We start from the raw sequence: 22,890 nt of genomic DNA on the forward strand, positions 1-22,890 counted from the left end.
CAAAGCCTCCGCTTTGGGCGGGCCCAAGGACTAACATGACCGATCTGCACGATATTCTCGCGTCCGACGCCGTGCTCGAACGCGTCAGCGCAGGCACGCGCAAGGCGCTGTTCCAGCAGCTCGCAGCGACCGCGGCGAGCGTATACGGAGTAGATGCCAGCGCGGTGTCCGAAGTGGTCGGGACGCGCGAGAAGCTCGGTTCGACCGGGTTCGGCGGGGGCGTTGCGACGCCGCACGGCAAGTTGCCCGGGCTGGACCGCGTCTGCGGCGTTTTCGCCCGGCTCGCCCAGCCGATCGATTTCGACTCGGTTGACGACATGCCCGTCGACATCGTCTTCATGCTGCTGTCGCCACCCGATGCCGGTGCGACTCATCTCAAGGCGCTGGCGCGCGTGTCGCGTGCGCTGCGCGATCAGGCGTTCGTCGCGAAACTGCGCGGGGCAGGGTCGCGCGATGCGCTTGTCGCGTTGCTGTCCGCCGATCAGACGTGCGATGCCGCTTAACGACGGCCCGGCCCCGGCGGGAGAACAGGCGCATTTCCGTGCGCTCGAATCGCTCTATGCCGCGGCACCGATCAATCGCTTGTTCGAGTCGACGCTTGAAATCCCCGAAGCCGGGCTCGCGCGGATCCATTTCACGATCGACGAGCGCTTCTTCCACGCCGCGGGCGCCGCGCACGGCACGAGCTATTTCAAGATGCTCGACGACGCTGCGTTCTACGCCGCGAACAGCCTCGTGACCGATCGCTTCCTGCTCACCACCGCGTACAATCTGCTGCTCACCAAGCCGCTGCGCGCGGGGCCAGTGATTGCAGAGGGCCGTTGGGTGTCGGGGCATCGGCGTGTGTTCGTCGCCGAGGCGCGCTTGATCGATGCGAGCGGTGATGAAGCTGCGCGTGGCACCGGCACCTTCATGCGCTCGCAGATCGCGCTTGCCGGATTGCCCGGGTACCGCCCTGCATGAGCGACACGCTGGCGAGCGGAATTCTGGTGTCGGCCCTGCTCAAACGCGTCAACGATGCTGGTGGGATGGGGATGGTGCGGGCCAGGGGTGACGCAGATTCCGGCGCGATCCTGATGATTTTGAACGATGGTCCGGGTCGCTCACGGCTGGTCGAGCGCGGACGGGACTCGCTCGGCAAGCGGGCGCTCATTGCCGCGGGGCCAAGCGGCGCGAGCGATCCGATGACGTGCGATACCTATTGGCGACGCCGACGCGCGCGGGATCCCGACCTGTGGGTTATCGAACTGGATATCCCGTCGGCAGAACGATTCGCCGCAGAAACGATCCTCGACGATTGACCGGGCGGCCCCGCGCATGGATAGGCAAAGCTCTAGTCAGGGCGTTGTGTCGTGCCGGGTGCGATCCGGAATGATTACGCAGTCGGGGGGCTGTCCGGAAGGGCGACGTATGTCGACCCTATCCGTGCACCAACCGCATTTTAGTCGTCTTCATGTCGTTTTCGAATCGCGTCGCATCCATCGTGACGCTGACCTTTACCGTCGCTGCTCTCATCGGCTTCGGAACGCCTGGGTTCGCCCAGGAAATCAATCGTGCTATCAACGTGCCGTCCGCGCTTTCGGTTCCGCAGACGCCCCAGATGATCCCGGCGATCGCCACGACCCAGTCGGCTGATCCCGTAACCGCTCCTTCGCAAGAGTCCGACGCAGAGCAGGTTGGCGATACCGTTGCTTATGGTACGCTCGATGCCGCCGTCGCTGCGCAGCCTGGCCCCGAAGCGATGAACGACGAACTTCAGTGCATGGCCGGCGCGATCTATTTCGAGGCCAAGGGCGAACCGCTGAGCGGCCAGCTCGCTGTCGCCGAAGTGATCCTCAACCGTTCGAAGTCGGGCCGCTTCCCCAAGGGCGTGTGTTCGGTCGTGACCCAGAAGGGTCAGTTCTCTTTCGTTCGCGGTGGCCATGTCCCCGAGATCGCCCCAAACAAGCAGTATCGCACCGCCGTCGCCGTCGCGCGTGTCGCGCTCGCCGATGCGTGGGACAGCCCAGCGTCGGACGCGATGTACTTCCACGCGCGCCGCGCTGCGCCGGGCTGGCACCGCGTTCAGGTCGCTGCGATCGGCAACCATCTTTTCTACCGCTGAGACGCGCGCGTCCTCTTGGACGCGTTCGTGAAATGTTCTAGGGTCGGGTGATGCTCCGCACGCCCGATCCTTCCGCATTTCCCAGGGGCGCCTGCGCCGAATTTCCCGGCTCGTCGCTCTGCGCAGCCGATGTCGCGCGTGGCACGATCCGAATGCTGCTTCGCCACGATCTGGTCGCGCTGAGCGAGGTGCCGCTCGATGGCAATCGTCGCGCCGATCTGATGGCGATCGATGCGCGCGGCCAGATCGTCATTGTCGAAATCAAGGTCACGCGCGCCGATCTGCTCGGCGATGGCAAATGGACTGATTATCTCGGATGCTGTGATCGCTATTATTGGGCGGTCCCTGCGGGGTTCGACGCATCGCCACTCGATGGCGCGGCTTTCCTCCCCGAGCGCACCGGGATCATCGTCGCTGATCGCTACGATGCCGCGGTGGTCCGCGATGCGCATACCGAGCCGTTGTCGGCAGCGACGCGTAAGCGCGCGACGCTCGCGTTCGGGCGTCGGGCAGGGCGGCGCTTGATCGCGCTCACCGATCCCGAAGCACAGGTCATGCTTTAGGCGACGTCCTCCGAGTGTTCCACGTGGAGCAATCTCAGAGCGTTGGCCCTGACACTGCCTTGCGAACCTTTTTGGGGCTGGCCTCGATCATTTGCGCGATGCTCGGCGAGCGCTTGTCCTGCTGTGCATATTCGCGCGCGGAAAAGCCCTGGAGATGATCGGCCTGGTCGGGATCGGCGCCCAGATCGAGCAGAGTGCGCACGAGCGACTGGTCACGACGCTGGACCGCGATAATCAACGGCGTCTCGCCGCGCGCGTCGGCGAGGTTGACGTTGCCCCCGCTCTTGGCGAGCGCATCGACCATTTCCTTGCGCCCGAGCCGGGTCGCCAGCAGCATCGCGGTCTCGCCCTTGTCGTCGCGGAGATTGGCGTCGGCACCCTTCGACAGCAGATACGAAACATAGGCCATGTCGCCGCGCCGCACGACGATGTGGAGCGCGCCTTCGCCAGTCGAGCGATCGCGCGTGTTGACCAAGGTCACGCCAGGCTTCTCGAGCGCGGCGATCACTTCATCGTTCTTCGCGTCTTTCACCGACTGGAGGAACTTGTATCCGGCCGACTGACCGATCTGCGCCACGGCGGGCGTCGAAACCAGCGCAAGCGGCGTGGCCGCGAGCAAGACGAAGGCGAGCGATGCAGTACGAAGGGTCATCGAAAAGGTCCTGGCTAGGTCGAGCGATGCGATCGGGAAAAGCTCAAAAGCTTGCGCCGATCGGACTAACAGATCATGGCTGGCGATGCCATGAACCAGATTGCCCGCACGCTGTGCGCGCTGTTGCTGACCGTATCGACGGTCGGCTGTAGCGGCTCTCCCGCCCCGACCCGCGCCCCGCTCGACGGGGTCAAGATCGGTGTCCCGTTCCAACTGATCGATCAGGACGGAAAGCCGCGCAGCGATCGCGACTTTGCCGGTCGCTATCGCATCCTGTATTTCGGCTACACCTTCTGCCCCGATGTGTGCCCGACCGATCTCCAGACGATCGGCGCGGGGCTGCGTGCGTTTGAGGCGCAGGATGCGAAGCGGGCGGCAACGGTCGTGCCGATCTTCGTCTCGGTCGATCCGAAGCGGGATACGCCCGCCGTGCTCAAACCCTATGTCGCGGCGTTCCATTCGCGAATGGTCGGGCTGACCGGCTCGCCCGAAACCATCGCCGCGGTCGCCAAGGGGTACGGCGTCACCGTCGAACTCGAGAAACCCAATGCCGAGGGCGCGTATCTCGTCGCGCACAGCCGCTTCGCGGTGCTGATGGATCCGGCTGGCAAGCCGGTGGTCCTCCTGCCCGCGGACAAGACGCCGAGCGATGTCGCGGCCGAGCTCGACCGGTGGGTGAAATGAGCGGAAAATTCTGGGAAGAACCGATCGACACGCTCGATCGCGGGCAGTGGGAAGCCTTGTGTGACGGCTGCGGCAAATGTTGCGTCCACAAGCTCGAGGATGAGGAGACGGGCGAGCTGCTGCCGACGAACGTGTCGTGCCGTCTGCTCGATCGCGCGACGGCGCAATGCTCGAATTACAAACATCGCCACGCCTATGTCAGCGAGTGCGTGCGATTGAGCCGCGACAATGTCCGCACGATCGACTGGCTGCCGGCGACCTGCGCCTATCGTCTGCGCGCCGCCGACGAGCCGCTCCACGACTGGCATTATCTCGTGTCGGGCGACCGCGAGTCGGTGCACCGCGCCGGGCAATCGGTGCGCGGCTGGACGATATCGGAAGATGACGCCGGCGAGCTCGAATATCATCTGGTCGACCGCGAATTGTGAGCAGCGCGATCGAGGTCGTCCGCAACGCGCGAGCGCGGCGCGCGCGACTGTCGGTCGATAGCGCGACCGGACGCGTACGCTTGGTCCTGCCGCCGCGCGCGCCGCTCAAGAAGGCGCTCGCCTGGGCCGAGGAAAAGGCCGAGTGGATCGCCGAGCAACGCGCGCGTTTGCCACAAGCGCAGCCGTTCGAACCCGGTGGGACGATCCCGTTCGGTGGCGCTTGCCTGACGATCGCCTGGGAGCCGAGCGCATCCCGAACGCTCAAGCGCGTCGGTGATACTTTGCACTGCGGGGGTACGCGCGATGGCGTGTCGCGACGGATCGCGACTTGGCTCAAGCGCGAAGCGCTACGGGTGTTGAGCGCGGAGACCGACGAGTTCGCTGATCGGGCAGGCGTTACCGTCACCAAGGTCGCGGTTGGCGATCCCAAGACGCGCTGGGGAAGCTGCGCCTCGTCTGGGACAATCCGTTACAGCTGGCGGTTGATCCTGATGCCCGATTTCGTCCGCCGCTCGACAGTAGCGCACGAAGTCGCGCACCGGCTCCATATGGACCATAGCGCGCGCTTCTACCGCGTGCTCGAAATGCTCGACGAACGCGATCCCGACGAATCGCGCCGCTGGCTACGCGCCAACGGCGCGGCGCTTCACTGGGTCGGCCGCGAATCCTGACGCTCGTCATAGCGGTCGGGCGGCGTCATCGCCGGTCGATCGCGCGGGACGCGATTCGGATTGGGGGCAGGGCGGGGGGCATCGCGTCCGAGGACATGGTCGAGCCAGCCCTGATCGAGCCGCTGGGTATCGTCCGGGCGGTTCTGCTCGGTCTGCGGCTGGGTATCTGATCCGCGAGTGATGCGCGGATCGGCACTGCGCGGCACGATCGGATTGCCGTCAGCATCGACTTGCGGCTCAGCCGACGTCGCGCGTCCCGAATCGACTGGATTGCCGTTCTCGTCGACGAACAGGCCGTTATCCGCCTCGCCGAAATACGATTCCTGGTCGGGTTCAAGCTGGTATTCGGGTAGCGTCACCTTGGTATCGAACTGTTCGACCGGGCGCGAGGCGACCGCGGTCCGCATGAAGGCCGCGAACGCCTTGGCCGGCGCCGTGCCGCCGTGGAGCCCGGCGATCGGCTTGGCATCGTCACGCCCCATCCACACACCGGTGGTGAGGCCGCTCGAGAAGCCGAGGAACCAGCCATCCTTGCTCGACGTCGTCGTCCCGGTCTTGCCCGCGACCGGGCGTCCGATCTGGGCAGCCTTGCCAGTGCCGGTATTGACCGTCGTCTGGAGCAAGTCGGTCATTTCCGCAGCGACATAGGGCGCGACCAGCACATGGCTGGTATCGACCGATTGCGCGTAGATCGTCTCGCCCGAGGCGGTCACCTTGGTGATGCCGTACGGCGTGACCGCGACGCCCTTGTTGCCGACGCTGGCAAAAGCGCGCGTCATGTCGAGCAAACGGACCTCGGAGGTGCCAAGCACCATCGAGGGATGCGTGTTGACCTTGGTGGTGATGCCGAAGCGCCGTGCCATGTCGGCGACGGTCGAGAAGCCGACTTCCTGACCGAGCTTGGCGGCGACGGTGTTGAGCGAATACGCGAACGCCGTGCGCAAGCTCACTGCACCGCTGTTGCGGCGCGAATCGTTGCGAGGGCTCCAGCCATCGATCGTGATCGGCTCGTCGACGATCGAATCTTCAGGCTTATGCCCGGCCTCGAGCGCGGCGAGATACACGAACAGCTTGAACGCCGACCCGGGCTGCCGGATCGCCTGCGTCGCGCGATTGTAGATCGAGCTGACATAATCCGTCCCGCCGACCATCGCGCGCACCGCCCCATCGCGGTCGATCGCGACGAGTGCACCTTGCGCGCCGCGCGGAGCATTCTGCTGGATCGCGGCATCGGCGGCGCGCTGCATGTTGAGGTCGAGCGTGGTCCATACTTCGAGCGGACGCTGCGTCTCGTCGATCAGCATTTCGAGCTGGGGGAGCGCCCAGTCGGTGAAATAGCGCACGCTGTTCTGCCGCGCCTCGGGGACGAAGGCGACCTTGTCGATCTCGGCCTCGTCGGCTTGCGCCGGCGTGATCACGCCGGTTTCCTGCATCAGCTTGAGCACGACTCCGGCACGACCGCGCGCAGCCGCGATATCGGCGGTCGGAGAGTAATTGGAAGGCGCCTTGACGAGCCCCGCGATCACCGCCGCCTCGGTCAGGCTGAGATGATCGGCGCCGTGGCCGAAGAATTTGCGCGATGCGGCATCGATCCCGTACGCGCCGCCGCCGAAATAAACCTTGTTGAGGTAGAGCTCGAGCACCTCGTCCTTGCTGAACTTGCGTTCGAGCGCGAGCGCGAGGATCCCCTCGCGGACCTTGCGGCCCCACTGCTTGTTCGAATTGAGGAAGATGTTGCGCGCAATCTGCTGCGTGATCGTCGATCCGCCCTGGCGCCAATGCCCGCGCTCGATGCGAACCTGGATCGAGCGCACCATCCCGATCGGGTCGACCCCGATATGCGAGCGGAAGCGACGATCCTCGACCGAAATCATCGCGTCGCGCATCACCTTGGGGATGCGGTCATACGGCAGCCATTCGCCATAGCTCGGCCCCATCGACACGATCACCGTGCCGTCGGCGGCGTGGACGCGGATCATCTGGCCGTTGGGCGACGATTTCAACGCATCAAAGCTCGGCAACTGCCCTTCCGACACATAGACGGTGATCGCGAGTACGATCGCCCCGAGTACCGCGAACCCCGCGCCAAGCTGGAGAACAAAGACGCTCCAACGGCGCCAGGCAGGCGCGCGTTTGGAGCGGGGCGAAGGAGCGGATGAGCGGGCCATGAAGCAGCGTAGCGTTAGGCTTTGCCGGGCACCCCGACAAGCCGTAGCCGGCTAGCTTAGTCCTTCATCTCGTCGCTGCCGGCACTCTCCCGGGCGCGAAAGTCGAGGCTGAGCGAGTTCATGCAATAGCGCAGGCCGGTCGGCGGCGGGCCGTCGGGGAAGACATGGCCGAGATGGCCGTCGCAGCGCGCACAGCGCGCTTCGGTGCGAACCATGCCGTGGCTGACATCGCTATGCTCGATGACGTGCTCGGGCGAGATCGGCTGGGTGAAGCTCGGCCAGCCCGATCCCGAATCATATTTGTCGGCCGAATCGAACAACGGCAGTGCGCATCCGCCGCAGCGATAGATGCCATCAGCCTTGTTGTTGTCGTAATGGCCGGAAAAGGCGCGCTCCGTGCCGGCTTCGCGGAGCACGTGATAGGCCTCGGGGCTCAACTTCTTGCGCCACTCCGTTTCGGACAGGGTGATGTGATCCATGCGGAGGTTTTTCCAATTAGCTGGGCGTCCGGTCAAGCCGGGAATGGCCGATCCGGGTCAAAGAGGCGATAATCTCGATCAGTCCCGGGATCTGCCGCAGCAGCGGAAGCGCGAACCCGGTGAGGGCCGGGCGCTCAGCGGCATCGCGGACGAGCCCGGCAAGACGGATCGGTCTGGCGGTGGCGCGCGCAAATCCCTGCTGAAAGCCGGGGGCAGCTGCCGCACCGCCCCCTAGATAGGCATGGCCTGCGCGAATGCCACTGGCGATCGCGATGCCCATGCCCTCGCCGGCGAGCGACGGGATGACGCCAGCCTGGTCGCCGAGCCGGAAAAGCCCGGGCGCGCCGTGGAGCGCGCGCCAGCCATAGGGGACATTGGCGATTGCATCGATCGCTTCGCTGCCGCTGCGATACGCGAAGCGTTCGCCGAGCCGCGGATGGTCGCGCCCGAGCTGGTCGAGCAAGGCGGCGGGGCTGCCCGCTTCGATCAACGCCGAGCGGTGGACCGCGAGGCAGCAATTCGCGCTCCCGTCCTCCTGCCGTACGATGCCGACATAGCCGCGGTCGAACAGATGGAGTTCGATCGACTCGCCGATCAGGGCGTCGAGCCCGGGCGCCGCGGGAATACGCACGCGCAAGCCGAGTACGGGATCGCTGCCACGCGCCGCAGCCGGGCGTGCCGCGCCGCGGACGTCATGCTTGCCGCTGGCGAGGAACAGCGTGTCGGCGGCGAGATCCGCACCGTCGTCGAGCCGTGCCGTCAAGCCATCGACGCCGCGCACGGTCACCCCGCGCTCGACCGCCGAGCCAGCTTCGATCGCGCGCTTCAGCATTACCGTGTCGAGCAAATGCCGCGACACGCCATGCGCCGGGCGTGGGAGGCGTGTCTCGACGACGCGGCTGCCCGAAAGCACGCGTACCGTGGTCACGCGCGCGGGACCGAGCGCGTCCGGGGCAACGCCGAGCCGTGCGAGGGATTCGAGCGTGCGCCAGCTCAGGAAACCGCCGCAGATCGCATCGCCCGTCTCGCGGCTTCGCTCGACGAGCAAATGCGGCGCTCCAGCGCGCGCAAGCACAATCGCGGCGCTCGCGCCCGCGGGGCCGCCGCCGAGGATCAGCGCAGGTGTTCGACGCATAACCGAAACGGGAAGGCGCGATAGACACGCGCGGATACGCCGGCTTCGGCGAGGATCGGGGGCCATTCCGCCGGGCGATACGAGCGAGCGATCGACAGGGTACCGTCGTGCCGGACGATTCGGTGCCAGCGCGCGAGCGTCGCGAGCAGGGGGAATCCCCGATAGGCGAAGCCGTGGCGGTGGAGATCGTTAACCAGCCAGCCGCGCGCGCTCTCCACCGCCATGAAGCGCAGGAAGGCGATCAGCTGATCGTGGTCCATATGGTGCGCCACGAGGCTCGACACGACGAAATCCCAGCCTTGCCCGGCAAGATCGGCATAGTCGCCGCTCACGTAGCGAATGGGCAGATCGGCCGGCGTGTGGGCAGCCGCGGCAAGCGCACTGCGCGGGTTGAGGTCGACACCGACAAGGTCGGCCGCAATTCCGCGCCGCGCTGCCCAGCGCGCGATTCGCCGCAGCATGTCGCCATCCCCGAAGCCGACGTCGAGCAGCTTGAGGTGGGGGCGCCCCTTGGTTCCGCGGCGCAGGAAGTCGAGTGTCGGTCGCGCCGCCATCGTCACGACGTTCACCTTGGCAAGATCGCCGACGACCGCGGCATAGATGTCGGGCGCCAAATCATCGGCATCCATCAGCTCTTCGGCGATGGCGCGCCGCTCGAGCATCATGCGGCGCTCCGAAAGCCAAACCCTTCGGCGGCGAGGCCGGGGCCGAACGCGAGCGCTACGCCTTCACGAATCGGTGGCCCGGCGAGCAAACGCGCGAGCACGAACATCAACGTCGCTGACGACATGTTGCCATTGTCGGCGAGCACGCCGCGCGATTCCGTCAGCGCATCGGCGGGCAAGGCAAGGCTCGTCTCGACCGCATCGAGGATCGAGCGACCCCCCGCGTGGATCGCCCAGCCATCGATATCGGCGGGTGCGCGCCCCCCGGTCGCGGCGGCGGCGAAGACTGGGTCGCTCAATCCGGCGGCGATACGCGCCGGGACTTCGCCCGATAGATGCATCGCAAAGCCGCGATCGGTGATGTCCCAGCGAATGAGCTCTGCCGAATCGGGGAGGGTGGTTGCGAAGGGCTGGCCGAGCGAGAGACCTTGCGGCTGGGCGGTGACCAATGCTGCGGCCGCGCCATCACCGAATTGCAGCATTGCGAGCAGGGGCTCGAGCGCAGGCGTGTCCTGAAGATGGAGCGTCGAAAGCTCGACGCAGATGACGAGCACGCGCGCAGCAGGATCCGAGCGCACGATGTGGCGCGCGCTGCGCAAGGCCGCGACAGCGGCGTAGCAGCCCATGAACCCGACCAGCAGTCGTTCGACCGACGGATCGAGCCCGAGTCGCGCGGCAACGATCTGGTCGATCCCGGGGGCCACGAAGCCGGTGCAGCTCGCGACGACCAGGTGGGTAATGCCGTCGAGTGAGACTTGGGCCCGTAGCGCATCGATCGCGGCGAGGCTGAGCGCAGGGGCGTATTGCGCGTAGAGTTGCATGCGTTCTGCAGTGCCGGGCAGCAGATCGCGCGCGTAGAAGCCACCCATATCGACGGGCGACCCGCCATCGTCCCCGATCGGCAGCACGGACCAACGATGCCCGATACCGGCGCGCCCCGCCATCCGGTCGAAGATCTTCGCCGATCGCGTGTCGGGCAAACGCGCACGCGCCCAGTCGATAAAGGCATGATGAATGTCGTGATCCGGAACGGCGGTGCCGATCGCGATGATATGAGCGGTGCTAGGCAAGCGAGGCTTTCACAGGGCCGGCGGTACGTCCGGTTCGGAGACAACGCTACGCCAGTCGGTACGATCCGCAAGAGGCCGTAGAATCCATGAGACTTGCCGGAAAGGATCGACCGCCACGTCACGGTGTCCCGTGCGTGGCAGCGATTTCCAGAAAAAGTGGTGCGGCCGAGAAGACTCGAACTTCCACGGGCTTTCGCCCACAACGACCTCAACGTTGCGCGTCTACCAGTTCCGCCACGGCCGCACGTAACATCGCCGGGCGAACCCGGCAGCTGGTAGGCGAGCGCCCCTAGCAAAGGCTTTCGGGGAGTGCAACGCCTATCGCATCGATTGCGTTCAGAGTAGCAGCGCGGGATGCCGCGCCACCGCCCCCTGCTCGACGAAACGCGCCGCATTCTCGCGCTTGCGTGGCCGGTCATGCTGACGAGCCTCAACTGGACGATTCTGAGCGTGACCGACATTGTGGTCGTCGGGCTGACCGGCACCGATCAGGTCGCAGCCCTTGGCGCGAGCCGTGCGCTGACCTTCGTGACGATCGTCGGCGGGCTCGCCTGGCTGTCGGGAACGCTGGTCTTCTCTGCTCGAGCGGACGGCGCGAACGATTCGCCCGAGACGGGGGCGACGTTGCGCGCCGGGCTCGTGCTGGCGGTGTTGCTGGGTCTCGGCGGCGCACTCGGCTTCGGACTGTTCGCCGAGCGGTTGTTGGCGGCGATCGGCGTGGCGCCGGCGCTGGTCGATCCGGCGGCGCGCGTAGTGCGGGTGATGGCGCTCTGCTATCCCACACAACTGGCGATGATCGCGGCAAGTTTCTTTCTCGAAGGCATTGCGCGACCGCGTCGTGTAATGGGCGTCAACCTCGCGGTGCTACCGATCAATGCGCTGCTCGCCTGGGCCTGGTCGGGCGGGCATCTCGGCTTTCCCGCGCTTGGCGCGGTGGGGGCTGCGCTCGCGACGGCCATGGCGTCATCGCTCGGCGCGGCGGCGATGCTGGGCGCGGCGTGGACCGTCCCGCAGGCCCGCGAACGCGGCGTGCGAGATCTTTCGGGCGCGGCGTGGACGACGGCACTGCGCGGGGCGGGGGGCCTTGCGCGATTTGGGATCGTACCCGCGCTCGCCTCGGGGCTCGAGCTCGCCGGCTTCTCGATCCTGATCGCGCTGTCGACCGATTTCGGTGCGGTAACCGCGCACGCCTTCCAGATCGTCTTTGCGGTCCACAATGTCGTGTTCGGCGTCGCGTTGGGGCTCGGATCAGCCGCCGGGGTCCGTGCCGGCAATGCGGTTGGTGCGGAGACTCCGGCACTGGCGATTCCGCGCGCGCTGATCGCGATGGCGCTGGCGGCGCTGGCGACAGGCGTGCTGGCGATCCTGATCGTGCTCGGACGCGGCACGATCGTCGCGCTGTTCCCCGCCGCTGCTGGCGTCCACGGCGTGGCGCTGGCGATGCTACCGGTCTGGGCGCCGTTCATCCTGTTCGACGGGGTGCAGGTCGTGATCGTCTACACGCTGCGTTCGCTCGGCGATCAGGTGGTGACGGGGATCAACAGCATCGTCGCCTTCTTCCTCATCACCGGCGGTGCTGGCTGGTTGCTGGTCCATCACGGCGCCGGGCCGATCGGGCTGGTCTATGCCTCGGGAATCGGAATGGTCGCCGCGACCGTGCTCCACGGCGCGCGCTTCGCGCTGGTCAGCGCGCGGTTTCGCCGGAAAAGCTGAGCACCAGTTCCTTGGCGTTGACCGGCACGTCGAGCTTGGCGCTGTTGAATTCGAGCTTGCCGCGCGGCGCGAGCGTATTGGCCTCGGGCCGGATCATCCAGCTGAAGACGATGCGGCGTTGCGAATCGCGCAGATCGGCGCGGATGTCGGGCACGGGCTGCGGCGAATCCGTCGGGTTGAGCACGGTGCCGCTGACCGCGAAGATCTCGTTGCCGTTGAAGACATGCTGGTCGATCGGCTTGCTGACGATCTTGAGCGGGGTGCCGGCATTGGGCTGGAACAGGTCGCGCGCGAGCCCGGGGGCGCCCGAATAGACGATGCCGCCGAACGCGGCGAGCATCACGACGCCCGCGGCGAGCGCAGCGACGGTTGCACGCTTTGCCGGGTTACGCCGCGCGCGAAACGGTGGTGCGTGGTCAAAGGCGTCGTAGCTGGGCGCGGCGGGCTCGACCGGGAGAGGCTGCTCGACGGGCGGCGACGTATCGGCCACCGGCGTTTCGACTCGCGGGGCTTCGACGGCGACGGGCGCTTCGCTGCGCGTGTCCGCAGTCTCTGCGGCAACGCCCTCCTGGAACCAGCTATGCTTGCAGCTGGCACAGCGCACGGTGCGCCCATCGGGCCCGATCGCAGTGTCGGGAACGAGGTAACGCGTGTGGCACTCGGTACATTCGAGGATCATGATACGGCTTTGGCCCCGTTGCCGACCGCTGGCAACGTATCGCGAAAACTACGCCTTTCGCAGATCGGCTGCAAGCGCCGCGACGCGTGCCCGCTTGTGGCGGCGTGGCGGATCGTGCGATGCAGGACTGGGGCATACGATCAGAAGCGAGCAACACGCGCCACCATGGCGAATATCGTCCAGTTCGAGAATGTGGGGCTACGCTACGGCACCAGCCAGGAGACGCTGACCGATGTCAGCTTCACCCTGTCGAGTGGCGCGTTCTATTTTCTGACCGGCGCGTCGGGCGCTGGCAAGACCTCGCTGCTGCGGTTGCTCTATCTCGCGCAGCGCCCGACGCGCGGCAACATCCGGCTGTTCGGCGAGGATGCGGTGACGCTGCCGCGCGCGCGGCTGCCGGGGTTCCGCCGGCGGATCGGCGTCGTTTTCCAGGATTTCCGGCTCGTGCCGCATCTTTCGGCGTTCGACAATATCGCGCTGCCGTTGCGTGTTTCGGGCGTTCCCGAAAGCGATATCGATGCGCCGGTGCGCGAAATGCTCGACTGGGTGGGCCTCAGCGACCGCATCACCGCCAAGCCGCAAACGCTGTCGGGCGGCGAGCAGCAGCGCGTCGCGATCGCGCGCGCAGTGATCGGCCGGCCCGAAATCCTCGTCGCCGACGAGCCGACCGGCAACGTCGATCCCGACATGGCCGAGCGGCTGCTGCATCTGTTCGATTCGCTCAACCGGCTCGGCACGACCGTCGTCGTCGCGACGCACGATTTCCACCTGCTCGGGCGGATCCAGAACGCGCACATGATGCGGCTCGACAAGGGGCGCTTGCTCGATCCGACCGGGTCGCTGCGCTTCCCGCCGCCCGCGAACGGCGAATGAGCGTCGCGTTGATCGCCTCGACCGCCGACCGGCGCTTGCTCGACGAGAGCCACAGTACGCGGGTGATGACGTGGATCATGGCGATCATGCTGTTCCTGACGGTGTTGGCGGCAGCGCTCGGGCTGGGGACGCTCGGCGCGGCGGCGTTGCTCGATCGCCAGCTTGCCGGGCGGCTCACCGTCCAGATCGTCGAGCCGGTCGAGGCCAAGCGGATCGACCAGGCCGCGCGCGCGCTGGCCGCGCTCAAGGCGACGCGCGACGTGACGCGCGCGGTCGAAGTCGATCATGCCAAGCTTGCGACGCTGCTGCGGCCCTGGCTCGGCAGTGACGCGGCCGACCCCGATCTGCCGATCCCCGCGATGATCGATGTCGACCTGGGTGTGGCGGATGCCGCCGCGGTGGCGCGCGTGCGCGCTGCGGTCCGGCGCGTCGCGCCGTCGGCGCGGATCGATCGGCATGAAAGCTGGATGTCGCCGGTGCGCGATTTCATGGCGATGGTGACGTGGCTGGCCGGCGGACTCGTCCTGCTGATGGCGGCGGCGACCGCGGCGGTGGTGATTCTTGCGGCGCGCGCGGGGCTCGAAACGCACCGTGCGACGATCGAGGTGCTCCATATGCTGGGCTCGACCGACGTCCAGGTCGCACGGCTGTTCCAGCGCCGGATCGCGCTCGATACGCTGGTCGGCGGGTTGCTCGGGACCGCGCTCGCCTTCGTCATGGTCGGCGTGATCGGCTGGCAATTGCGCGCGCTTGGCTCGGATTTGCTCGCGGGCCTGACGCTCGGTGTGCGCGACTGGATCGTGCTCGCCGGATTGCCGATCGCGTTTGCCCTGCTTGCGACCTTCGCCGCGCGCCAGGCGGTGCTCGGTACGCTCGGCAAATATCTATGATCCTGCGTTTCCTCGCCGTGCTGGCCCTGCTCTACGCGATCGGCTTTGCGATCTTCCTCAAGACGATGCCCGCCCCGGTTGACGGGCCCAAGACCGACGCGATCGTCGTGCTGACTGGCGGGGCAGGGCGGATCGACCGCGGGCTGGCCCTGCTCAAGGCGCATGCTGGACAGCGTATGCTGATCAGTGGGGTCGCGCCCGAAGTGAAGCCGGGTGAGCTGGCGCACGAATATCGCGTCAGCCCGGCGCTGTTCCGCTGCTGCATCGATCTCGGCCACGAAGCCGTCGATACGCGCTCGAACGCCGAGGAAACCGCAGATTGGGTGCGCGACCATAAATACACCTCGGTGCGGCTGGTCACGTCGGACTGGCACCTCGCACGCGCCAGGCTTGAGCTCGTGAATGCGCTCGACGGCGATGCGAGCGTGATCGGCGACGGCGTGCCGAGCAGCCCGCGCTATCGGCTGCTGATCGGCGAATACAACAAATTGCTGGTGCGGCGCGTCGCGTTGCTGATCGGGGCCGCCACATGACCGCGTTGCGCAACCTGCTGTTCAAGCTGCTATTCTACGGCGGATCGGTGCCGATTGTGCTGACGACGCCGATCTCGGCACTGATCAGCTGGCGCGCGCTCGTCGCGCACACGCATTTCTGGACGCGCTGGCACGGCTGGACGACGCGCCACATCCTCAGGATCGATCAGCGGATCGAGGGCGGGCGCTTCGGCGATATGGCGTTCGGCGGCGCGCCGGTGCTGTACGCCGCGAAGCACCAGTCGATGTACGAGACGCTCGAGCTCGGGCGGATGCTGCGCAACCCCGCGATCGTGATGAAGCAGGAACTGACCGACATTCCGGTGTGGGGCTGGGCGGCGAAGCGCTATGGCGTCATCGTCGTCGATCGCGAGGCGTCGGCGGGCGCGTTGCGGCGGATGCTGCGCGATGCGCGTGCGGCCTTGGCGGCGAAGCGCTCGATCCTGATCTTCCCCGAGGGCACGCGCGTCGAGCCGGGCGAACAGCCCGAACTGCGCGCAGGGTTCGCCGGGCTGTATCAAATGCTCAAGATCCCGGTGGTGCCGGTGGCGATCGACAGCGGGCTGGTGTGGCCGAAGCATGGGCCGAAGGTGCCGGGAACGGTGACGTTCCGCTTCGGCGACCCGATCCCGCCGGGGCTGCCGCGCGAGGAAGCCGAGCGCCGCGTCCACGCCGCGATCAACGCGCTGGATGTGCCGCGCGGCTGAAGTCCCCGTCATCCCCGCGAAAGCGGGGATCCCGCTGCCTGGCCCGCGCCTAGAAGAAGAAGCGGGCCCCTCGCTTTCGCGAGGGTGACGGCGGGGGGAGTCGAAACCGCTATTCGTGCGTGCGCCCGAAATCGGGCGCTGGGTCGTCCTGCCCCTGTTCGATGATCCCGCGGCGTACCGCGCGCGTCTTGGTGAACAGATCGAACAGCTCGTCGCCCTTGCCCCAGCGAATCGCGCGCTGGAGTGCCGACAGATCCTCCGAGAAGCGCTGGAGCATGTCGAGCACCGCCTCGCGATTGGCGAGGAACACGTCGCGCCACATCGTCGGGTCCGACGCCGCGATGCGCGTGAAATCGCGAAAGCCGCCCGCCGAATATTTGATCACTTCGGACTGCGTGACCTCTTCCATGTCCGACGCGGTGCCGACGATCGTATAGGCGATCAGATGCGGCAAATGGCTGGTGATCGCGAGCACGCGGTCGTGATGGTCGGGCGCCATCGTCTCGATCTCGGCACCCAGCCGCCGCCAGAATTCGGCGACGCGCTCGACTGCGAGTGCATCGGTGCCCTCGGGTGGCGTCAGGATGCACCAGCGCTTGTGGAACAGCGTCGCGAACCCCGCTTCGGGCCCGCTGCGCTCGGTCCCCGCGACGGGGTGCGCCGGCACGATCGTCGCGTTCGGTAACGCTGCTGTCAGCGCGCGGACGACTTCGGCCTTGCAGCTGCCGACATCGCTGACGACGGCGTCGGCGGGAAGATCGGCGGCGAAATCGCGCGCGGCGGCTTCCATCGCGCCGACGGGCACGCACAGGATGACGAGATCGGCGTCGATCACCGCAGCCCCGCTGCTGCTCGCGACATCGTCGAACATGTCGAGCCGCTCGGCGGTCGTGCGCACATCGGCGTCGGCGTCGTAGCCGGTCAGCGCGACGCTTGGCATCGCGGCACGCGTGGCGCGCGCGATCGAGGATCCGATCAGGCCGATCCCGATGATGGTGACGCGGGCGAAGGGCAGCATGGCGCGGCGCATGGCGGATCGCTGGCGTCATGGCAAGGTTTGCGCCTCTGGCGTTGTCGCGCGCGCCTGCTAGGAGACGGCGAGCAGGAGACGGGAATGCGGGGTGGCGAGACGGTCTGGCATGCGCTCGAGGCGGCGCGACAGGCCAATCTGAGCGAGGCGGGGATCGCCCCGCCGGTGGCGGGCGATACCGGCCAGACGCGGCGTGCGGTGTTGCTGGCGCTAGGCGCGGCTGGGGCGGCGGCGGCGCTGCCACGTCCCGCCTTTGCCGCGCCGGGCGGCGGCCCGGTGGCGATCATCGGCGGCGGGATCGCCGGGCTGACCGCGCTCTGGCACCTGACGCAAGCCGGGATCGATGCGCAGCTCTACGAGGCGCGGACGCGGCTTGGCGGGCGCATGTACACCGCGCGCGAACCCGGCAAGCCGACGGTCGAGGCGGGCGGGCAGCTCGTCAACACCGACCATGCCGACATGCACACCCTCGCGCGCGAATTCGGTCTGTCGCTGCTCGACCGCAAGGGCGCGCCGCATCGCACCGTCATCCTGAGCGACGGCAAGGAAGTCCCCGAGGGCAAGCTTGCCGGTGCCTTGCGCGGGATCGCCGGGCAGATCGACGCCGATTCGGTGCGGCTCGACCAGAATTACGCCAAGGTCGCACTCGAGCTCGATGCGATGAGCTTCACCTCGTATCTCGACAAGCACGCCGCGCTGATGCCCGAGCCGTGGGTCCGCCGCTTGATGGAAGCGACCGCGCGGACAGAATATGGCGCCGAGCCGGGGCAGGCCTCGGCGATCGAGCTGGTCTTCAACCTGCCGTCGATCTCAGGGCGGCGGATCGACGTGCTCAGCCGCAGCGACGAACGCTATCTGATCGAGGGCGGCAGCAGCGCGCTGATCGCGGCGATGGCGGCGCGGCTCACCGGACGAATCACCACCAACCGCCGCGTGACGCGGGTCGACCCGTTCGGCCCCGGCGTGCGGATCGTCTTTTCGGACGGCAAGACCGTCGATGCCGCCAACGTCATCGTCACGACGCCAGCGTCGGTCACGCGGAAGATTGATTTCCGCATTCCGCTGCCGCCGCTGTGGACGCGCTTCATCGCCGAGGTCGGGCTTGGCGTGAACATGAAGGTCCAGGCCGGGATGAACGCGCGGCCGTGGGACAAGGTGATGGGCCGCGGCGGCGAGATCTGGCAGACCAATCCGCGCGGTGGCGTCGCCAGCGGGTGGGACGGTAGCGTGCGCGGGCGCGGCGCGAGCGGCGACGTGTGGACGTGGTTCCTCGGTGGCGCCGAGGTCGCAGCGGCCGATACGCCCGAGCCCGCCGCACTGGCCAAGCGCTTTGCCGGTCAGGCCGAGGCCGGGCTGCCCGGGATCACCGCGGCGACGAGTGCGTTCGCGCGGCGCAGCACCTGGCACCGCGATCCGCTGTCGATGGGCGCCTATGTCAATTTCCGCCCCGGCCAGCTGACGCGCTTCGGCCGGCTGATCTGGACCGAGGTCGATGGCATGGCGAAGGCGCCGGTTCCGTCGGGTCCGGTGCTGTTCGCCGGCGAGCATCTGTCGGACGCCTATCCCGGCTATATGAACGGCAGCGCGCAGACCGGGCGGCTGGCGGCGCAGACGATCATCGCAGGGCGCGCGCATGCGCGCCGCTTGAGTTGAGCCCTGCGCGGGCCTAACCGCAGGCCATGAGCGAAGATCCGCGTTTCGGGCTAGCCCGCCATGTCAGCCTGCCGGGGCCGCTCCGGCTCGATGGCGGGGTGCTGCTCTCGCCGGTCGAGATCGCCTACGAGACCTATGGCACGCTCAACGCCGACGCCAGCAACGCGATCCTGCTCTGCCACGCGCTGACGGGCGACCAGCATGTCGCCTCGGCGCATCCTGTGACGGGCAAGCCCGGCTGGTGGGTGCGGATGGTCGGCCCGGGCAAGCCGATCGACCCCGCGCGGCACTTCATCGTCTGCGCGAACGTGCTGGGGAGCTGCATGGGTTCGTCGGGCCCCGCGACGATCAACCCGGCGACCGGCGCGCCGTGGGGGATGAGCTTTCCCGTCATCACGATCCGCGACATGGTGCGCGCGCAAGCGCTGCTGCTCGATCATTTTGGGATCGCGACGCTGCACGCCGTTGTCGGCGGGTCGATGGGGGGGATGCAAGCGCTGAGCTGGCCCGCGACCTTCCCCGACCGTGTCCGCGCCGCCGTGGTGATCGCCTCGACCGCGCGGCACACTGCGCAGAACATCGCGTTCCACGAAGTCGGACGCCAGGCGGTGATGGCCGATCCGAAATGGCGCGGCGGCGCCTATTACGAAGCGGGCGACCCGCCCGCGGCGGGGCTCGCGGTCGCGCGGATGGCGGCGCACATCACCTATCTGTCCGAGGCTGGCCTCACCGAGAAGTTCGGCCGCCGGCTGCAGGCGCGCCCCGACCGGCCCGACGGCGCGATCAGCTTCGGCTTCGACGCCGATTTCCAAATCGAGAGCTATCTGCGCCATCAGGGGATCAGCTTCGTCGATCGCTTCGACGCCAATTCATATCTCTACATTACGCGGGCGATGGATTATTTCGACTTGGCGGGCGAGCATGGCGGGCAGCTCGCCAACGCCTTCCGCGCGACCAAGGCACGCTTTTGCCTCGTCAGCTTCGACACCGACTGGTTGTACCCGACCGCCGAATCGCGCGCGATCGTCCATGCGCTGAACGCCGCCGGCGCGCCGGTCAGCTTCGTCGAGCTGTCGAGCCCGTACGGCCACGACGCCTTCCTGCTCGAAGCGCCCGAGATGAATCGTGTCGTCAACGGCTTCCTGAGGGCTGGCGAATGATCACGTTATCCGACGACAAGAGCGAGCTCGACGTGGCACAGATCCACGCCTGGCTGGCCTCGAGTTACTGGTCGCCGGGAATCGCGCGCGATCTGGTCGACCGGACGATCGCCGGGTCGCACTGTCTCGGCGCGTACCGCGACGGCGTACAGGTCGGCTATGCCCGCGCCATCACCGATCGCGCGACCTTTGCCTGGATCGCCGATGTGTGGATCGACGCCGCGGCACGCGGGCAGGGACTGGGGCGGCGGATGGTGCAATGGTTCGTCGACCATCCCGACTATCGGGGAATACGGCGGATCGCGCTCGTCACCGCCGACGCGCACGGCGTCTACGAAGCGATCGGCTTCCACGCCCCGCTCCGACCCGAACGCTATATGGAGCGGCTCGACCCCGCCTTCGCCGCGGCGCTGCGCGCATGACCGCGCTCCGCCCCGACCTCGCGATCATCGCGGAGCATGTTGCGCCCGGCACGCGGATCCTCGACGTCGGCTGCGGCGATGGCGCGCTGATGGCCGCGCTGCGCGATACCAAGCGCGTCGATGCGCGTGGGCTCGAGCTCGATGCCGGCAATGTCGCGGCCGCAGTGTCGCGCGGGCTGTCGGTGATCCAGGGCGATGCCGATGTGGATCTCGCCGAATATCCGGAGGCGAGCTTCGATTACGCGATCCTCAGCCAGACGTTGCAGACCGCCAAGCGCCCTGATGTGGTGCTCGATCATCTGCTCCGCGTCGGCCGCCAGGCGTTCGTGTCGTTCCCGAACTTCGCGCATTGGCGCGTGCGGATGTCGCTGCTGTGGGGCGGCCGGATGCCAGTGACGCGGCTCTTGCCGGAGCGCTGGTACGACACGCCCAACATCCATCACGTCACGATCGACGATTTCCGCAGCTTCGTGGCTGAGCGCGGAATCGTCGTCGAAGGGGCGTGGTTCCTGTCGGGCGACAAACGTACCGGGACCGCAGCGGCCAACATCCTGGCCGAACATGCCGTCTTTCTGCTGCGCAAACCGGCGTAAGCGCGAGGAACCAAAGCGTCCGATGCGGGGTTTCTTGGTTTCGTAACACAACCAAGGTCCGCACGGTCATGCCCGCCACTGCCCTCATCGTCGAAGACGAGATTTTCGTCGCGCTCGACCTCGAGCGGATTCTGATGGACGCGGGCTATGCCGTGAAAGCCATTGCCGCGGATCGTTCGGGCGCGCTCGATGCTGCCGAGGACTGCAGTTTCGCGCTGGTCGACATCAATCTCCGCGACGGTCCGACCGGCCCTGAATTGGCGCGAACGCTCGCACACGACTATGGTGTGAAGGTCATCTTCGTCACGGCAAATCCGGGTCAGATCGCCCATCCGAGCGGTGCCGTCGGCTATGTTCGCAAGCCGTTCCGCGCCGATGCGATCCTTGCCGCAGCAGCCGCCGCCACGACAGACTTCGACGTGGTGGAGCACGCGGATTTCATTCCGCTCGTCTGAGCTGTGAGGGCTCGGCCTGCCGGGCCAGCCATGCGCTTCAGTTCCGGCTGAGCGAGCTTTCGGGCAGCGTGATTTCGACTTCCAGCCCGCTGCGCTCCCAGCGCTGCGCCACGGTCCCGGCGAGCTGGCGAACTGCGCTCAATTCGATCAGCTGCGAGCCGAATCCGGTCTTGGCCGGCGCTTGCACCATCGGCCCGCCACGCTCGCGCCACTCGATCACGATCCGGTCACCGACGCGGCGGCTGTGGACGAGGATCGCACCGTTATCGTTGTACAAGGCGCCATATTTGGTCGCGTTGGTGGCAAGCTCGTGGAACAGCAACGCGATCGGCGTGGCCGAACGGTCATCGATCGCGACGTCATCGCCACTGATCGTGATGCGCGACGCAGTGCGCGACTGATAGGGTTCGAACAGCTCGGCGAGCAGGCCCTGGAGGCTCGTCTGATCGGCCACCGGACGCGACTGCGCGCTGTGCGGCCGGACGAAATCGTGCGCGCGGCCAAGCGCGATGACACGCGCGCGCAAATCGTCGGCAACAGTGGCAAAGCCCGGATTTGCGCGGGCCGAAAAGCCGATCAGCCCCGAAATCACCGCAAAGATGTTCTTGATGCGGTGGCTGAGCTCCTGCGCGACGACTTCGCGCTCTTCGCTTGCCAGCTTGGCTTCGTGGATGTCGGTGCACGTGCCGAACCAGCGGACGATCGCCCCGGTATCGTCGAAGATCGGCAGCGCGCGGCCGAGCGTCCAGCGATACTGGCCGTCGTGGCGGCGCAGGCGGTATTCGGTCTGGTACGGCTCTCCGGTAGCGAGCGAATGTTGCCACACGGCCCAGGCACGGTCCTGATCGTCGGGATGGAACATGCCCGCCCAACCCTCGCCATCGGTCGATCCGGCGGGGACTCCGGTGAACTCGTACCAGCGCGCATTGTAATAATCGTGGAAGCCGTCGGGCTGAGTCGACCACACCATTTGCGGCATCGTGTCGGCAAGCGTGCGGAAGCGCCCCTCGCTGTCGCCGATCGCCGCGCGCGAGGCGGCAGCCGAGCGACTGTCGCCAAGCCGCCGCAGCACATCCTCGGCGAGCACCTTCAAGCCCTGGCGCTGCAGCGCGGTCAGCCCGGCGCGCGGAACGGTGTCGATCACGCAGAGCGATCCGAGCGGAATGCCGTCGTCGCGCACCAGCGGCACGCCCGCGTAGAATCGGATGCCGAGTCCATCGATGACGAGCGGATTGTCGGCGAACCGCGGATCCTGCGTCGCGTCGGGAATGACCATGATGTCGTCCTCGCGCATCGCATACGCACAGAACGACATTTCGCGCGGTGTTTCAGTCAGATCGAGTCCGGTGCGCGACAAGAAGGTCTGGCGCTCGGCCTCGACGATGCTGACCAGGCCGACCGGAACCTCGCACAACGCCGCGGCGAAATCGGTGATGCGGCGCAAGGCCGCATCGTCGCGGAGCGACTCGATATCGTGTTCGGCAATCGCCGCAGCGCGCACACGCTCGTCGATCCGCCAGCCGGGTGCAACCGGCAATGGCGGTTGGGAAGTTTGGGTCATGT

27 protein-coding genes and 1 tRNA gene are annotated in these 22,890 nt (G+C 67.1%); 18 read left to right on the forward strand and 10 right to left on the reverse strand.

From position 1 onward, the window contains the following. Nucleotides 1-35 precede the first annotated feature (35 nt). The 5 genes from ACP7C5_RS12745 to ACP7C5_RS12765 all read left to right on the forward strand — a co-directional run bounded on the left by ACP7C5_RS12745 (nt 36) and on the right by ACP7C5_RS12765 (nt 2,667). Complete coding sequence (locus ACP7C5_RS12745) at nt 36-503, forward strand: PTS sugar transporter subunit IIA (RefSeq protein ID WP_426264517.1); 468 nt, start codon at nt 36-38, stop codon at nt 501-503. Further along, nucleotides 493-963 (forward strand): PaaI family thioesterase, encoded by a 471-nt coding sequence (locus tag ACP7C5_RS12750; RefSeq protein ID WP_189676520.1) that lies wholly within the window; start codon nt 493-495, stop codon nt 961-963. The genes ACP7C5_RS12745 and ACP7C5_RS12750 overlap by 11 nt, the downstream gene beginning before the upstream one ends. After that, complete coding sequence (locus tag ACP7C5_RS12755) at nt 960-1,301, forward strand: DUF1491 family protein (RefSeq protein WP_426264518.1); 342 nt, start codon at nt 960-962, stop codon at nt 1,299-1,301. The genes ACP7C5_RS12750 and ACP7C5_RS12755 overlap by 4 nt, the downstream gene beginning before the upstream one ends. A gap of 152 nt (nt 1,302-1,453) precedes the next feature. Further along, nucleotides 1,454-2,104: a cell wall hydrolase gene (locus ACP7C5_RS12760; RefSeq protein WP_426264519.1), complete on the forward strand. Its 651-nt coding sequence runs from the start codon at nt 1,454-1,456 to the stop codon at nt 2,102-2,104. Between the two features lie 50 nt (nt 2,105-2,154). Continuing rightward, a complete protein-coding gene (locus tag ACP7C5_RS12765; RefSeq protein ID WP_426264520.1) occupies nt 2,155-2,667 on the forward strand; it encodes an MmcB family DNA repair protein in 513 nt (170 codons plus the stop codon). A 34-nt stretch (nt 2,668-2,701) separates the two neighbouring features. On the opposite strand, the gene ACP7C5_RS12770 is transcribed toward ACP7C5_RS12765, so the two are convergent. Further along, nucleotides 2,702-3,319, reverse strand: coding sequence for an ankyrin repeat domain-containing protein (locus ACP7C5_RS12770; RefSeq protein WP_426264521.1), 618 nt, complete (start codon nt 3,317-3,319; stop codon nt 2,702-2,704). Nucleotides 3,320-3,409: 90 nt separating this feature from the next. Between ACP7C5_RS12770 and ACP7C5_RS12775 the strand changes: the two genes are divergently transcribed. Genes ACP7C5_RS12775 through ACP7C5_RS12785 form a run of 3 tightly spaced genes read left to right on the forward strand, consistent with a single transcriptional unit; the run spans nt 3,410 to nt 5,102 of the window. Beyond that, nucleotides 3,410-4,003, forward strand: a complete 594-nt coding sequence (locus ACP7C5_RS12775) for an SCO family protein (RefSeq protein ID WP_426264522.1) — start codon at nt 3,410-3,412, stop codon at nt 4,001-4,003. Continuing rightward, nucleotides 4,000-4,431, forward strand: a complete 432-nt coding sequence (locus tag ACP7C5_RS12780; protein ID WP_133191243.1) for a YcgN family cysteine cluster protein — start codon at nt 4,000-4,002, stop codon at nt 4,429-4,431. The genes ACP7C5_RS12775 and ACP7C5_RS12780 overlap by 4 nt, the downstream gene beginning before the upstream one ends. Then, the gene (locus tag ACP7C5_RS12785) at nt 4,428-5,102 is read left to right on the forward strand and encodes a M48 family metallopeptidase (RefSeq protein WP_426264523.1); all 675 of its coding nucleotides are present in this window, start codon (nt 4,428-4,430) and stop codon (nt 5,100-5,102) included. The genes ACP7C5_RS12780 and ACP7C5_RS12785 overlap by 4 nt, the downstream gene beginning before the upstream one ends. Here the strand turns inward: ACP7C5_RS12785 and ACP7C5_RS12790 are convergent. The 6 genes from ACP7C5_RS12790 to ACP7C5_RS12815 form a co-directional block, all read right to left on the reverse strand. Further along, entirely contained in the window at nt 5,078-7,270 is a 2,193-nt protein-coding gene (locus ACP7C5_RS12790; RefSeq protein ID WP_426264524.1) for a transglycosylase domain-containing protein, read from the reverse strand. The genes ACP7C5_RS12785 and ACP7C5_RS12790 overlap by 25 nt on opposite strands. Before the next feature lie 56 nt (nt 7,271-7,326). Then, nucleotides 7,327-7,749: a peptide-methionine (R)-S-oxide reductase MsrB gene (msrB, locus tag ACP7C5_RS12795; RefSeq protein ID WP_426264525.1), complete on the reverse strand. Its 423-nt coding sequence runs from the start codon at nt 7,747-7,749 to the stop codon at nt 7,327-7,329. 16 nt (nt 7,750-7,765) lie between these two features. Further along, nucleotides 7,766-8,884 (reverse strand): NAD(P)/FAD-dependent oxidoreductase, encoded by a 1,119-nt coding sequence (locus ACP7C5_RS12800; RefSeq protein WP_426264526.1) that lies wholly within the window; start codon nt 8,882-8,884, stop codon nt 7,766-7,768. Beyond that, on the reverse strand, nt 8,863-9,549 hold the full coding sequence (locus ACP7C5_RS12805; protein ID WP_133191234.1) for a methyltransferase domain-containing protein: 687 nt from the start codon (nt 9,547-9,549) through the stop codon (nt 8,863-8,865). Before ACP7C5_RS12805 ends, ACP7C5_RS12800 begins: the two co-directional genes overlap by 22 nt. Next, the gene (locus ACP7C5_RS12810) at nt 9,546-10,619 is read right to left on the reverse strand and encodes a type III polyketide synthase (protein ID WP_426264527.1); all 1,074 of its coding nucleotides are present in this window, start codon (nt 10,617-10,619) and stop codon (nt 9,546-9,548) included. The genes ACP7C5_RS12805 and ACP7C5_RS12810 overlap by 4 nt, the downstream gene beginning before the upstream one ends. A gap of 157 nt (nt 10,620-10,776) precedes the next feature. Further along, nucleotides 10,777-10,863 (reverse strand) — tRNA-Leu (locus ACP7C5_RS12815). Between the two features lie 110 nt (nt 10,864-10,973). Here ACP7C5_RS12815 and ACP7C5_RS12820 point away from each other — a divergent pair. Continuing rightward, a complete protein-coding gene (locus tag ACP7C5_RS12820; protein WP_426264529.1) occupies nt 10,974-12,332 on the forward strand; it encodes an MATE family efflux transporter in 1,359 nt (452 codons plus the stop codon). Here the strand turns inward: ACP7C5_RS12820 and ACP7C5_RS12825 are convergent. After that, nucleotides 12,304-13,011, reverse strand: coding sequence for an MJ0042-type zinc finger domain-containing protein (locus ACP7C5_RS12825; RefSeq protein ID WP_426264531.1), 708 nt, complete (start codon nt 13,009-13,011; stop codon nt 12,304-12,306). The two genes, ACP7C5_RS12820 and ACP7C5_RS12825, sit on opposite strands and share 29 nt — an antisense overlap. A gap of 165 nt (nt 13,012-13,176) precedes the next feature. Here ACP7C5_RS12825 and ftsE point away from each other — a divergent pair, with 165 nt between their 5' ends. The 4 genes from ftsE to ACP7C5_RS12845 are packed head-to-tail and all read left to right on the forward strand — an operon-like array spanning nt 13,177 to nt 16,014. Continuing rightward, nucleotides 13,177-13,884 (forward strand): cell division ATP-binding protein FtsE, encoded by a 708-nt coding sequence (gene ftsE, locus ACP7C5_RS12830; protein ID WP_133191228.1) that lies wholly within the window; start codon nt 13,177-13,179, stop codon nt 13,882-13,884. Then, nucleotides 13,881-14,774: a cell division protein FtsX gene (locus ACP7C5_RS12835; RefSeq protein ID WP_426264533.1), complete on the forward strand. Its 894-nt coding sequence runs from the start codon at nt 13,881-13,883 to the stop codon at nt 14,772-14,774. The genes ftsE and ACP7C5_RS12835 overlap by 4 nt, the downstream gene beginning before the upstream one ends. Beyond that, nucleotides 14,771-15,307: a YdcF family protein gene (locus ACP7C5_RS12840; RefSeq protein WP_322161519.1), complete on the forward strand. Its 537-nt coding sequence runs from the start codon at nt 14,771-14,773 to the stop codon at nt 15,305-15,307. Before ACP7C5_RS12835 ends, ACP7C5_RS12840 begins: the two co-directional genes overlap by 4 nt. Continuing rightward, the gene (locus tag ACP7C5_RS12845) at nt 15,304-16,014 is read left to right on the forward strand and encodes a lysophospholipid acyltransferase family protein (RefSeq protein ID WP_133191222.1); all 711 of its coding nucleotides are present in this window, start codon (nt 15,304-15,306) and stop codon (nt 16,012-16,014) included. The genes ACP7C5_RS12840 and ACP7C5_RS12845 overlap by 4 nt, the downstream gene beginning before the upstream one ends. Nucleotides 16,015-16,123: 109 nt before the next feature. On the opposite strand, the gene ACP7C5_RS12850 is transcribed toward ACP7C5_RS12845, so the two are convergent. Then, nucleotides 16,124-17,032 carry a prephenate/arogenate dehydrogenase family protein gene (locus ACP7C5_RS12850; protein WP_426264620.1) on the reverse strand — a complete coding sequence of 303 codons (909 nt, stop codon included), beginning with the start codon at nt 17,030-17,032 and terminating at the stop codon, nt 16,124-16,126. A 96-nt stretch (nt 17,033-17,128) separates the two neighbouring features. On the opposite strand from ACP7C5_RS12850, the gene ACP7C5_RS12855 reads away from it, so the two are divergent. From ACP7C5_RS12855 to ACP7C5_RS12875, 5 genes are all read left to right on the forward strand, one after another. Beyond that, the gene (locus ACP7C5_RS12855) at nt 17,129-18,697 is read left to right on the forward strand and encodes a flavin monoamine oxidase family protein (RefSeq protein ID WP_426264534.1); all 1,569 of its coding nucleotides are present in this window, start codon (nt 17,129-17,131) and stop codon (nt 18,695-18,697) included. Nucleotides 18,698-18,723: 26 nt separating this feature from the next. Then, nucleotides 18,724-19,857: a homoserine O-acetyltransferase MetX gene (gene metX / locus ACP7C5_RS12860; protein WP_426264536.1), complete on the forward strand. Its 1,134-nt coding sequence runs from the start codon at nt 18,724-18,726 to the stop codon at nt 19,855-19,857. Then, nucleotides 19,854-20,279, forward strand: coding sequence for a GNAT family N-acetyltransferase (locus ACP7C5_RS12865; RefSeq protein ID WP_426264538.1), 426 nt, complete (start codon nt 19,854-19,856; stop codon nt 20,277-20,279). Before metX ends, ACP7C5_RS12865 begins: the two co-directional genes overlap by 4 nt. Then, entirely contained in the window at nt 20,276-20,872 is a 597-nt protein-coding gene (gene metW / locus ACP7C5_RS12870; protein WP_189676538.1) for a methionine biosynthesis protein MetW, read from the forward strand. The genes ACP7C5_RS12865 and metW overlap by 4 nt, the downstream gene beginning before the upstream one ends. 68 nt (nt 20,873-20,940) lie before the next feature. Continuing rightward, nucleotides 20,941-21,327, forward strand: coding sequence for a response regulator (locus ACP7C5_RS12875; RefSeq protein ID WP_133191210.1), 387 nt, complete (start codon nt 20,941-20,943; stop codon nt 21,325-21,327). Nucleotides 21,328-21,364: 37 nt separating this feature from the next. Here the strand turns inward: ACP7C5_RS12875 and ACP7C5_RS12880 are convergent, their stop codons facing one another. Further along, on the reverse strand, nt 21,365-22,888 hold the full coding sequence (locus tag ACP7C5_RS12880; RefSeq protein ID WP_426264541.1) for a sensor histidine kinase: 1,524 nt from the start codon (nt 22,886-22,888) through the stop codon (nt 21,365-21,367). Between the last annotated feature and the right edge of the window lie 2 nt (nt 22,889-22,890).

The organism is Sphingomonas sp. PWP1-2, assembly GCF_049898305.1.
GTDB lineage: Bacteria > Pseudomonadota > Alphaproteobacteria > Sphingomonadales > Sphingomonadaceae > Sphingomonas > Sphingomonas glacialis.